The 11,865-nt window shown below is 65.2% G+C and carries 9 protein-coding genes; 3 read left to right on the top strand and 6 right to left on the bottom strand.

Features of this window, described 5'->3' with window-relative positions; all coding sequences use genetic code 11:
* Genes leuS through holA form a run of 3 tightly spaced genes read left to right on the top strand, consistent with a single transcriptional unit; the run spans nt 1 to nt 4,183 of the window.
* Nucleotides 1–2,625: a leucine--tRNA ligase gene (gene leuS, locus AC1RLU_RS26090; protein ID WP_492798963.1), complete on the top strand. Its 2,625-nt coding sequence runs from the start codon at nt 1–3 to the stop codon at nt 2,623–2,625.
* Nucleotides 2,612–3,148 carry a hypothetical protein gene (locus AC1RLU_RS26085; protein WP_492798962.1) on the top strand — a complete coding sequence of 179 codons (537 nt, stop codon included), beginning with the start codon at nt 2,612–2,614 and terminating at the stop codon, nt 3,146–3,148. The genes leuS and AC1RLU_RS26085 overlap by 14 nt, the downstream gene beginning before the upstream one ends.
* Before the next feature lie 6 nt (nt 3,149–3,154).
* A complete protein-coding gene (holA, locus tag AC1RLU_RS26080) occupies nt 3,155–4,183 on the top strand; it encodes a DNA polymerase III subunit delta (protein ID WP_492798961.1) in 1,029 nt (342 codons plus the stop codon).
* Between the two features lies 1 nt (nt 4,184).
* Here holA and AC1RLU_RS26075 read toward each other — a convergent pair whose 3' ends face one another.
* From AC1RLU_RS26075 to rho, 6 genes are all read right to left on the bottom strand, one after another.
* Nucleotides 4,185–5,066 (bottom strand): ParB/RepB/Spo0J family partition protein, encoded by an 882-nt coding sequence (locus AC1RLU_RS26075; RefSeq protein ID WP_454035195.1) that lies wholly within the window; start codon nt 5,064–5,066, stop codon nt 4,185–4,187.
* Nucleotides 5,067–5,097: 31 nt separating this feature from the next.
* The gene (locus AC1RLU_RS26070; RefSeq protein ID WP_061966672.1) at nt 5,098–5,928 is read right to left on the bottom strand and encodes a ParA family protein; all 831 of its coding nucleotides are present in this window, start codon (nt 5,926–5,928) and stop codon (nt 5,098–5,100) included.
* Nucleotides 5,925–6,539, bottom strand: coding sequence for a 16S rRNA (guanine(527)-N(7))-methyltransferase RsmG (gene rsmG, locus AC1RLU_RS26065; RefSeq protein ID WP_492798960.1), 615 nt, complete (start codon nt 6,537–6,539; stop codon nt 5,925–5,927). The genes AC1RLU_RS26070 and rsmG overlap by 4 nt, the downstream gene beginning before the upstream one ends.
* Before the next feature lie 29 nt (nt 6,540–6,568).
* On the bottom strand, nt 6,569–8,455 hold the full coding sequence (gene mnmG / locus AC1RLU_RS26060; protein WP_492798959.1) for a tRNA uridine-5-carboxymethylaminomethyl(34) synthesis enzyme MnmG: 1,887 nt from the start codon (nt 8,453–8,455) through the stop codon (nt 6,569–6,571).
* 75 nt (nt 8,456–8,530) lie between these two features.
* Nucleotides 8,531–9,829 carry a tRNA uridine-5-carboxymethylaminomethyl(34) synthesis GTPase MnmE gene (gene mnmE / locus AC1RLU_RS26055; protein ID WP_492799004.1) on the bottom strand — a complete coding sequence of 433 codons (1,299 nt, stop codon included), beginning with the start codon at nt 9,827–9,829 and terminating at the stop codon, nt 8,531–8,533.
* A 679-nt stretch (nt 9,830–10,508) separates the two neighbouring features.
* On the bottom strand, nt 10,509–11,774 hold the full coding sequence (rho, locus tag AC1RLU_RS26050; protein ID WP_061966668.1) for a transcription termination factor Rho: 1,266 nt from the start codon (nt 11,772–11,774) through the stop codon (nt 10,509–10,511).
* Nucleotides 11,775–11,865: the final 91 nt, after the last annotated feature.

Here is an 11,865-nt window from a genome sequence, read left to right as displayed (position 1 = left end):
ATGGCCGTCGAACGCTACAATCCGAAAGAGTCCGAGCCGAAATGGCGCACCGTCTGGGAGGAGCGCAAGCTTTTCGAGACGAAGAACGACGATACGCGGCCGAGCTACTACGTCCTCGAGATGTTTCCCTATCCGTCGGGCCGCATCCATATGGGCCATGTCCGCAACTACGCGATGGGCGACGTGGTCGCGCGCTACAAGCGCGCCAAGGGCTTTTCGGTGCTGCATCCGATGGGCTGGGACGCTTTCGGCCTGCCGGCCGAGAACGCCGCCAAGCAGAAGAAGGTCCATCCGCGCGAGTGGACCTATGAGAACATCGCGACGATGCGCAAGCAGCTCAAGTCGATGGGCCTGTCGCTCGACTGGAGCCGCGAGCTCGCGACCTGCGACCCCAGCTATTATCGCCACCAGCAGAAGATGTTCCTGGACTTCCTGAAGGCCGGGCTGGTCGACCGCAAGACGGCCAAGGTCAACTGGGACCCGGTCGACGAGACCGTGCTGGCGAACGAGCAGGTCATCGACGGCCGCGGCTGGCGCTCGGGCGCATTGGTCGAGATCCGCGAACTGACCCAGTGGTTCTTCAAGATCACCGAATACGGCCAGGAACTGAACGACGCGCTCGACGGCCTGAGCCGCTGGCCCGAAAAGGTCCGGCTGATGCAGAAGAACTGGATCGGCCGCTCGGAAGGTCTGCTGGTTCGTTTCGCTCTCGAATCGAACGGGGCCGGGCAGGACGAGGTCGAAGTCTACACGACCCGCCCGGACACGCTGTTCGGCGCCAAATTCGTCGCCATCGCGCCCGATCACCCGATCGCCAGGTCGATCGCGGCGAAGAGCCCGTCGCTGCAGGCCTTCATCGACGAGTGCAAGCGCACCGGCACGGCGCAGGAAGCGATCGACAAGGCCGAGAAGCTCGGCTTCGACACCGGCCTGCGCGCCGTCCATCCGCTCGATCCGAACTGGACGCTGCCGGTCTATGTCGCGAACTTCGTCCTGATGGAATACGGCACGGGCGCCATCTTCGGCTGCCCGGCGCATGACCAGCGCGACCTCGACTTCGTCAACAAGTACGGTCTGGGCAATATCCCGGTGGTCGCGCCCGAAGGCACCGATCCCGCGAGCTTCGTCATCACCGACACCGCCTATGACGGTGACGGCCGCATGATCAATTCCCGCTTCCTCGACGGCCTGACCATCGCGGAAGCCAAGGAAGAGATCGCTCGCCGGCTTGAAGGCGAAACCCGCGGCAACCGTCCGGTCGGCCAGCGCAAGGTCAATTTCCGCCTGCGCGACTGGGGCATCTCGCGCCAGCGCTATTGGGGCTGCCCGATCCCGGTCATCCACTGTTCCGCCTGCGGAACGGTGCCGGTTCCGGATGCCGAGCTACCGGTCACGCTGCCGGACGATGTTTCCTTCGAGAAGCCCGGCAACCCGCTCGACCATCATCCGAGCTGGAAGCATGTCGCCTGTCCGCAATGCGGCAAGGATGCCCGCCGCGAGACGGACACGATGGACACCTTCGTCGATTCGTCCTGGTATTTTGCCCGCTTCACCGATCCGTGGCGCACCGAGAGCCCGACCGACCGCAAGGCGGTGGATCGCTTCCTGCCGGTCGACCAGTATATCGGCGGCGTCGAGCACGCGATCCTGCACCTGCTCTATTCGCGCTTCTTCACCCGCGCGATGAAGAAGACCGGTCACGCCGGCCTGGACGAGCCCTTCGCCGGCCTGTTCACGCAAGGCATGGTCGTGCACGAGACCTATCGCGCCGCCAACGGTGACTGGGTCGAGCCGGGCAATGTCCGCATCGAGGTTTCCGGCATCGACCGGCGCGGCTTCGACGTCGACACCGGCGCGCCGATCGAGATCGGCTCGATCGAGAAGATGTCGAAGTCCAAGAAGAACGTCGTGGATCCCGACGACATCATCGCCTCCTACGGCGCCGATACCGCGCGCTGGTTCATGCTCTCGGATTCGCCGCCGGATCGCGACGTGATCTGGACGGACGAGGGCGTCCAGGGCGCCGCCCGCTTCGTCCAGCGTCTCTGGCGCATGGTCGCGGAAATCGCGGAACGCACCGGCGGCAGGGCGGACAAGCCTGCCCAGATCGGCGAAGCAGCCCTGGCGCTCCGCAAGGCGAGCCATCGCGCGCTCGACGCGGTCGGCGCCGATATCGAGCGCCTGGGCTTCAACCGCTGCGTCGCCCATATCTACACGCTGACCAATGCGATCGGTAAGGCGCTCGACGGCGCGGCCGAGAAGCCCGATCTCGATGCCGATATCGCCTTCGCGCTCCTTGAGGCTGCCACGATCATCACCCAGCTTGTGGCGCCGATGATGCCGCATCTGGCCGAGGAATGCTGGCATGTGCTGGGCCTGCAGGGCCTTGCCGGCGAGGCTTCCTGGCCGGAGGTCGATCCGGCGCTGTTGAAGGACAATCAGCTTACCCTGCCGGTCCAGATCAACGGCAAGAAGCGTGCGGAAGTGACCGTGGCCGCCGATGCCGATACAGTGGCCGTGGAAGCGGCCGTGCGCGCCAGCGAGGCCGTTCAGCGGGCCCTCGAGGGACGTGCGACCCGCAAGATCATCGTGGTTCCCGGGAGAATCGTGAATGTCGTCGTCTGAAGCCGCTCTCTCCCGCCGCTTCCTGCTCGCGGCCGTGCTGACGACGGTCGCGGGCCTTGCCGGCGGCTGTTTCCAGCCGCTCTATTCCGACTACACCACCAGTACGATGGGCGGCAGCGTCAAGACGGCGCTGCGCGGCATCGAAATCCCCGAGATCAAAGGCCTGATCGGCCATTATTTCCGCAACGAGCTGGTCTTCGAGCTCGACGGCAGCGGCGAGCCGGATGCGCAGAAGACCGCGAAGCTCGAAGCGTCCGTGGCCGAATCGGTCGAGGTCGTCACGGTCGATTATGCCAATGGCCGCGCCGATTCGGCCGTTCTCGTGGCGACGATTTCCTGGAAGCTCACCCAGAACGGCACCGGCAAGGTTCTCGCCTCCGGCACGAACTCCGTCCGCGTTCCCTATGAGCGGTCCTCGCAGCGCTTCGCCACGGTGCGCGCGGCGCGCGATGCACAGGTTCGCGCGGCGAAGAACCTCGCCACCATCGTCCGGGGCCAGATCGCCGCCGACCTCACCTCCTGACGCGCCATGGTTGCGATCAAGGCGCACGAGGCCGAGCGCAGCCTCGCACGACTCGATCCCGCCTGGCGGCTGATCCTGATCTACGGCCCCGATGCAGGCCTCGTCTCGGAACGTGCGGCAGGCCTCGCCCGGGCCAGCGTCGATGACCCTCAGGACGCTTTCCAGCTCGTCAGGATGGACGGCGACGCCGTCGCTTCCGATCCGCTGAAGCTCGCCGACGAGGCCAACACGATCGGCCTTTTCGGCGGCCGCCGCGCCATCCGCGTCTCGCCGACCTCGAAGCCATTGCTGGCCGCCCTGGCGCCGCTGCTGGCCACGCCCTCGCAGGATGCGCTGGTCATCGTCGAAGCCGGCGATCTGCAGCGCAACAACCCCGTCCGCACCGCCTGCGAAAAGGCCAAGACGGCACTCGCCGTGCCCTGTTATGGCGATGCAGCGCGCGACCTCGGCTCGATCATCGACGACATGGTCCAGGGGGCCGGCAAGTCGATCGACCGGACAACGCGCGACCACCTGACAGGGCTGCTCGGCGGCGACCGCCAGACCTCGCGCCGCGAGATCGAGAAGTTGCTGCTCTACGTCGGCACGGACCCGGCCGTTCAGGTCGAGCATGTCGATGCCATCGTCGGCGACACCGCGCAGCGGGAGCAGGCGATGCTGGTCGATGCGGTTTTCGCGGGAAAGCTGCCGGTGCTCGACCTCGCCCAGGCCAAGCTCAGCAGCGAGGGGCTGGACCCCGGCGTGATGCTCGGCGCCGTCCTGCGGCAGGCCATCACGCTTCTGAAGGCCCGCCAGAGCATCGATGCCGGGCGCAGCGTCCGGGATGTCGTCGCGACGATGCGCCTGCCCTATCCGCGTATCGCGACCACGGAGGCCGCGCTGAATGCCTGGTCCAGCGCAAAACTGAGCGAGGCCATCGGTCTTCTGGGCAATGCGGTGCTGGCGACACGACAGAATGCCGAGATGGGTCGGGCCATTGCGACCCGCGCCCTCTGGACACTGGCCCGGCTCGGGCGTGCCGCTAGAGCGGAGTAGCTCAGGACTTCAAGCGATGGCAGAGCGCGTCGAGCTGTTCGAGCGTCTTGTACCCGATCTTGACCTCGCCCGCGCCGTTCGCCCGATGCCCGATTGAGACGGATAGGCCGAGCGCCTCCTCCAGCGCCTTCTCCAGGGCCCGCGTATCGGGGTCCTTCACGGCCTTCGGCTTGCTCGCCACGGCGCTCTTGGTCTCGCCGCGTGCCTCTTCCTGCACGATACGCTCGATATCGCGAACGCTCAGACCGTCGTCGATGATCTTCTGCGCCATGAATTCCGGGTCCGAAACGGACAGGAGCGCACGGGCATGGCCGGCCGACACCGCGCCCTCGCTAACCAGCTTGCGCACCGGCTCGGGCAGTTTCGACAGGCGCAGGGTGTTGGCGACATGGCTGCGGCTCTTGCCGATGACGCGTGCCAGGTCGTTCTGCGTATAGTTGAATTCGGCGATCAGCCTCTCATACCCGGCCGCTTCCTCGATCGCGTTGAGATCCGTGCGCTGTACGTTCTCGACGATGGCGATTTCTAGCGCCTCGCGATCATCGGCCTCGACCAGAATAACCGGAACGTCGTGCAATTCGGCCCGTTGCGCCGCACGCCAACGGCGTTCGCCGGCAATGATCTCGTAAGCGTCCATCATTCCGGGAATGGAACGAACGATGATGGGCTGCAGAATGCCCCGCTCGCGGATCGAGGCAGTCAGATCATCGAGATCCACTTCCACGAAATTGCGGCGCGGATTGCGGGCGCTCGGCCGCAGGAATTCGACGGGAACGCGGCGCTGCCCGCGCGCCCGCTCGATCGCCCCGATCTCATCGCCGACATCGCCGATCAGCGCCGCCAGACCGCGGCCAAGGCGGGAACGCCCCTGTTCTTCGGCCATCGCCATCCTCATTAATCTCTAACTTGTAAACTCAGGCCGCGGCCCGCAAAGCGCGCTCGCGCTTGATCACTTCCGAAGCCAGTCGCAGATAGGCCTGCGATCCCGAGCAGCGCAGATCGTAGAGCAGCGCCGGCTTGCCATAGGACGGCGCCTCGGAGATCCGCACATTGCGAGGGATCACGGTCTCATAGACCTTGTCGCCCAGGAAGCTCTTCACATCCGCCATAACCTGACCCGACAGGTTGTTGCGGGGATCGAACATCGTCAGCACGACGCCCTGGATGATCAGGCGCGGATTGAGGCCGGCCTTGACCTGCTCAACCGTCTTGAGCAGCTGGCTCAGGCCTTCCAGCGCGAAGAATTCGCATTGCAGCGGCACCAGCACCGCATCCGAAGCCGTCATCGCGTTGATAGTGATCAAGCTGAGCGAGGGCGGGCAATCGATCAGGATATAGGTCAGGTCCTGGCAGCGCTGGTCGTAGACCAGTTCGTCGATCGCATTCTTGAGTCGATGCGCGCGGTCCTTGGAGGAGGCGATCTCGAGTTCGACGCCGAGCAGATCGAGCGTCGAGGGCGCCAGTGACAGGCCGGGAACCGCCGTCGGCTGCAAAGCCTGCCCGAGCCCGACATCGCCGCAGAGCACGTCATAGGTCGAGGATTTGCGGTTGCGGCGGTCGACGCCAAGCCCCGTTGAAGCGTTTCCCTGCGGATCGAGATCGACGATCAGCACCTTCTCGCCGATGGCCGCTAGGGCCGTGCCGAGATTGATCGCGGTTGTCGTCTTGCCGACCCCGCCCTTCTGATTCGCGAGCGCGATCACGCGCGGGCGGCGCGGTGTCGTCACGGATGTGAGCTCAGTCATCGATCGGCTCGTCTCTCCGCCGAGCGCACCACCAGGATTCGCGCGGCATCATCAGTCACGGAGGAAACCGTTGTCGCCTGAATCTTCCAATATCTGGCTGAGTCGGTCAATTCCGCATCTAGATGTTGTCCCTTGGGAAAGAGACCGAGCGTGCCGGTTCTCAACAGCTCTTCGCACCAGCCGAGCAATTGGGGCAGGGGAGCCAGCGCGCGGGCCGTAACCACATCGACCTTGCCGGTGAAATCGCCGATCACATCTTCGATACGGGCCGCATGGACCTTGACCGGAGCGCCGGTGATGCGGGCGGCATGGCGCAGAAACGCACATTTCCGGGCATTGCTCTCGACCAGGTCGATCTGGCCCTTGCCCTGCTCGGCCAGGCAGATGCCGATCACCAGCCCCGGAAAACCGCCGCCGGAGCCGAGATCCAGCCAGCGCTCGCGCCCCTCGGCCAATCCGAAGATCTGCAGCGAATCCGCGATATGCCGCGTCCAGACCTCGGCGAGCGTCGCCGAGGAGACGAGGTTTTTCGCGGCCTGCCAGCGCCCGAGCTCCGCCACCAGAAGCGCCAGGCGCTCCTCTGTTTCACGTGAAACAGGCGTCAAGCGCAAAGCGCGTTGCCTGTCGTCCTTATCAACAGTCACGTCGAGCCTGTGGAAAACGCAGCGGCACGGCCCTTCCGGGCATGGACCGCCAACAAGGTCAGGGCGGCCGGCGTCATCCCCTCGATCCGGCCCGCCTGGGCCAGATCGGCGGGGCGCTGGGCCGCCAGCTTGAGCTTCAGTTCGTTCGACAGACCCGAAATCGCATCGAGATCGAGATCGGCCGGAACCTTCAGAGACTGGTCGCGGCGATAGGCCTGGATCTCGGCCGCCTGCCGATCGAGATAGACGGAATAGACGGCATCCGCCGTTACCCGCGCCACGACCGGAGCGGGATAGTCCGTCAGCTCCGGCCAGACCGAAGACAACTGCTCGAACGTGACATCCGGATAGGACAAAATTTGGTAGGCGCTGCGCCGCGACCCATCGTGATTGAGCTGCAGACCGACAGCTTGCGCCTGCTGCGGCGTCAGCGAGAAGCCTTTCAGCGTCTCGCGCAGCGCCGAGATGTCCCGGTTGCGCGCTTCGAAAGCCGACTGCCGGGCTGACCCGACGATGCCAAGCTGCAAGCCTAGCGGCGTCAATCGTTCATCGGCATTGTCGACGCGCAAAGACAGGCGGAATTCCGCCCGCGAGGTAAACATTCGATACGGCTCCGTAACGCCATGCGTCACGAGATCGTCGACGAGCACGCCGATATAGGACTGCGTCCGATCGAACACGACCGGCTCCCCAGCACCGGCCCTGCGCGCGGCATTGAGGCCGGCCAGCAAGCCCTGCGCGCCAGCCTCTTCATAGCCCGTCGTGCCGTTGATCTGGCCAGCGAGGAACAGCCCCGCGATCGCTCGCGTCTCCAGCGTGTTCTTCAAGGCGCGCGGATCGACGAAATCATACTCGATCGCGTATCCCGGCCGCAGCATCCCGGCCCGTTCCAGGCCGGGTATCGTCTTCAGCAGGTCGAGCTGGACGTCTTCGGGAAGCGAAGTCGAAATGCCGTTCGGATAGACCGTGTCGTCGTCGAGCCCCTCGGGTTCGAGGAAGATCTGATGGCCATCGCGGTCTCCGAAGCGCCCGACCTTGTCCTCGATCGACGGACAATAGCGCGGCCCCCGCCCCTCGATCTGGCCGGAGAACATCGGTGCGCGATGCAGATTGGTGCGGATGAGATCGTGGCTCGCCAGCGTCGTGCGCGTGATCCCGCACGAAATCTGCGGATTGGTGATCGCGGTTGTCAGCGCTGAAAACGGCTCCGGCGGCTCATCGCCGGGCTGCATCTCGAGCGCGGCCCAATCGATGCTGCGCCCGTCAAGGCGGGGCGGCGTCCCGGTCTTCAGGCGCCCAAGCGGAAAGCCATGGCGCTCCAGCGTCGCGGAAAGGCCGAGCGAGGGCGCCTCGTCAACGCGCCCGGCCGGAATTCGCTTCTCGCCGATATGGATGAGGCCGCGGAGGAAGGTGCCGGTCGTCAGCACGACCGTTCCGGTTGCGAATCGACGACCATCAGCCAGGACCACGCCGACAACGCGGCCAGCTTCCACCTCCAGGTCGAAAACCTCGCCGGCGACGATATCGAGATTGGATTGCGCCGCCAGCAGGTCCTGAACGGCCTGCCGATAGAGCTTGCGATCCGCCTGGGCGCGGGGACCCCGAACAGCCGGGCCCTTCCGGCGATTGAGCATGCGGAACTGGATACCGCCCAGATCGGCGGCCCGCGCCATGATGCCGTCGAGCGCGTCGATCTCGCGAACGAGATGTCCCTTGCCGAGCCCGCCGATGGCGGGGTTGCAGGACATGACGCCGATCGTTTCCGGCTTGTGCGTCACCAGGGCCGTGCGCGCACCGTAGCGCGCCGCAGAGGCGGCGGCTTCGGCTCCGGCATGGCCGCCGCCGACGACGATCACGTCGTAATGCTGCCGATGAATTGACATGCGATTTCGCTAGCGAAGCCCGGCGGGCGGGTCAACGACAATCGCGGAGAGCGCGGGCCGATCCCGGCCGCCGCCTCACTTTCCGATGCAGAATCCCGCGAAAAGCCTGTCGAGCACGTCCTCCACGTCGATCCGGCCGACAAGCCGCTCGAGCGCGACGACGGCCACACGGATATCCTCGGCCAGCAATTCTCCCTGTCCGTGGCCCGCCATCACCGCCCGCTCGAGCGCGGCAACCGCGTCGGTGACGGCAATGCGATGGCGTTCGCGGGTCAGGAGGGCCGGCTCGCCCGATCCAAGCTGCTGAAGACGCGCGACGATCTCGGCAAGCAGATCGGTCAAACCCGCACCGGTCTTGACGGAAATCGCCCGTTCACCGGGCAGGACCGGCCCCGGAAGGTCGGCTTTCGTGGCGATCTGAAGCAATTCGGCCGTGCTCTCGACTCGATACGGCTCCGAATCGACTCCACGCAGCGCGACAACGAGATCCGCTCGCGCGACGAGTGCCCGGGCGCGCCGGACGCCTTCAGCCTCGATCGGATCGGCGCTGTCGCGCAGGCCCGCGGTATCGATCAGGATGACCGGGAGCCCGGCCAGATCCAGCCGCACCTCCAGGATATCGCGCGTTGTCCCCGCAATCGGCGAGACAATCGCGACGTCGCGCCGCGCGAGCGCATTGAGCAGGCTGGACTTGCCGGCATTGGGCGGTCCGGCCAGCACCACGACGAAGCCTTCGCGGACGCGCTCGCCCATGGCAAAGCTACCCAGCGCCACGCGCAGCGAGGCCAGCACCTCTCCCGCCAGCGCCAGCGCCTGCTGTTGCAGCGGGCCGGAGACGTCGCCTTCGTCGGAGAAATCCAGTTCGGCCGCGAGCAGGCTCATGGCATCGATCAGCGAATGGCGCCAGCTCGTGGCGAAGCCGCTCAAGGCCCCATCCATCTGGCGCAGCGCCTGCTGGCGCTGCCATTCCGTTTCCGAATCGATCAGGTCCGCCAGGCCCTCGACCGCAGCCAGATCAAGCTTTCCCGCTTCGAAGGCCCGCCGCGTGAACTCTCCGGCTTCGGCCAGCCTCACGCCAGGCAAGGCGGTCAGAATGGCAAGGAGACGCGCCAGGACTGCGCGAGAGCCGTGGACATGAAATTCGGCTACGTCCTCACCGGTAAAGCTGGCAGGTGCGGCGAAGAACAGGACGAGCGCGCTGTCGATCGTATCCCCTGCGGCATCGACCAGTCTTCGCAGGGTCGCCACGCGGGGCTCGGGTATGATTCCTGCAATCGTTTCGAGAACGAATCGAGTCAGGCTTCCGGACACGCGGATCACCGCCACTCCGGCTTTGCCCCGCGCTGATGACAGGGCCACAATGGTGGGATGGATGTCCGAGCCCGTCATTGTTTGTCGAGTTCCTCCGCGAGCCCTGCGATCGCAGCCGTCATGAACGAGGCCTTTGCCAACATCAAGCCAGCCGCGAAGCGGACAGGACCTCGCCTCCCGCTCGCGCAATCAGCCGCCAGAACCTGAACCCGTCAACACGCAGCACTCGCGAGGCTGCGTCGGCCCGAATCCATATGCTCGAGATCACGGCACTACCCGGCACTACCGGCATTTCCAGCCGTCCGGCACTACCGCAGCAGCAAGCGCTTCCCCTCTGAAAATTTAGTATCTTCAATGGGCTGAACCAGATCGGCGGATCGGCAATCAGCGGGACGGTCGCTGCAGGTAGTACTGCTTCGCACCGATAGCGTTCCATCGCGCAAGTGACCGGAGAGCCCGGTCAGCCGGGCGTGCGCTGCTTGCTGCGCGAGACATGGCAGGCCGCCGTTTCGCTGCCGAATCGATGACGGAGCCGGGCTGTGTCCTGCACGAGGCTCGATGCCGCCGGTCGAGACGGCAGCCGGGCGGCGGGGGTCTTAGGTCAAACCTCGGACGACTTCGCGATGCGGCCGGACATCCGGGCGTCGGGTTTGCGGGTAGGCTGAAACAATTTCGCCGCCGCACGACCCTGGTCGGGTCGATACGGCGGCGAATCGAACGCCGAAACCGGTCGTGCCGATGGTCAGGTATTCATCGAATCGAAGAATTCCGAATTCTGCTTGGTCTGGCGCAGCTTATCCAGGAGGAACTCGATCGCGTCCTGCGGGCCCATCGGGTTGAGGATGCGGCGCAGCACATAGGTCTTCTGCAGATCCGAGCGCGGCGTGATGAGCTCTTCCTTGCGGGTGCCGGACTTAATGATGTCGATCGCCGGGAAGATCCGCTTGTCGGCCACCTTGCGGTCGAGAATGATCTCGGAATTGCCGGTGCCCTTGAATTCCTCGAAGATCACTTCGTCCATGCGCGATCCCGTATCGATCAGCGCGGTCGCCACGATCGTCAGCGAGCCGCCTTCCTCGATATTGCGGGCCGCCCCGAAGAAGCGCTTGGGACGCTGCAGGGCGTTGGCGTCGACACCACCGGTCAGGACCTTGCCGGAAGACGGCACCACGGTGTTGTAAGCGCGGCCGAGGCGGGTGATCGAGTCCAGCAGGATCACGACGTCACGACCGTGCTCGACCAGGCGCTTGGCCTTCTCGATCACCATCTCCGCGACCTGGACGTGGCGGGAGGCCGGCTCGTCGAAGGTCGAGGAGACGACCTCGCCCTTCACCGAGCGCTGCATGTCCGTGACTTCCTCGGGCCGCTCGTCGATCAGCAGCACGATCAGATAGCACTCGGGATGATTGGTGGTGATCGACTGGGCGATGTTTTGAAGCAGAACCGTCTTGCCGGTGCGCGGCGGCGCGACGATCAGAGCACGCTGGCCCTTGCCGATCGGCGCGACGATATCGATGACCCGCGGCGAGAAGTCCTTCTTGGTCGGGTCCTGCACCTCGAGCTTCAGGCGCTCATCCGGATAGAGCGGCGTCAGGTTGTCGAAATGGATCTTGTGCTTGATCTTCTCCGGGTCCTCGAAATTGACCGAGTTGACCTTGAGCAGGGCGAAATAGCGCTCGCCATCCTTCGGCCCGCGGATCGGCCCTTCGACGGTGTCGCCGGTGCGCAGGCCGAATTTGCGGAGCTGCGACGGCGAAACGTAGATGTCATCCGGCCCTGGCAGGTAGTTCGAATCGGAGGAGCGCAGGAAGCCGAAGCCGTCCTGCAGGACCTCGACAACGCCCTCGCCCAGGATCTCGGTCTCCCGCGCCGCAAGCTGCTTCAGGATGGCGAACATCAACTCCTGCTTGCGCATGGTGCTGGCGTTCTCGACCTCGACTTCCTCGGCGAAGGCCAGGAGTTCGGTCGGCGACTTGCTCTTGAGCTCTTGAAGCTTGATTTCCCGCATGGGGCACCCGGATCATGAACGCCCTGCGAACCGGCAGGGGTTGGGATGGTACTGGATTGATCGACTTATCGGTCCTGGCCGGACCTGCGCT

The organism is Allobosea sp. GW822-FHT05A11, assembly GCF_058800455.1.
The sequence above is the reverse complement of the archived record's forward strand: the minus strand, read 5'-3'. Positions and strand labels throughout refer to the sequence as shown.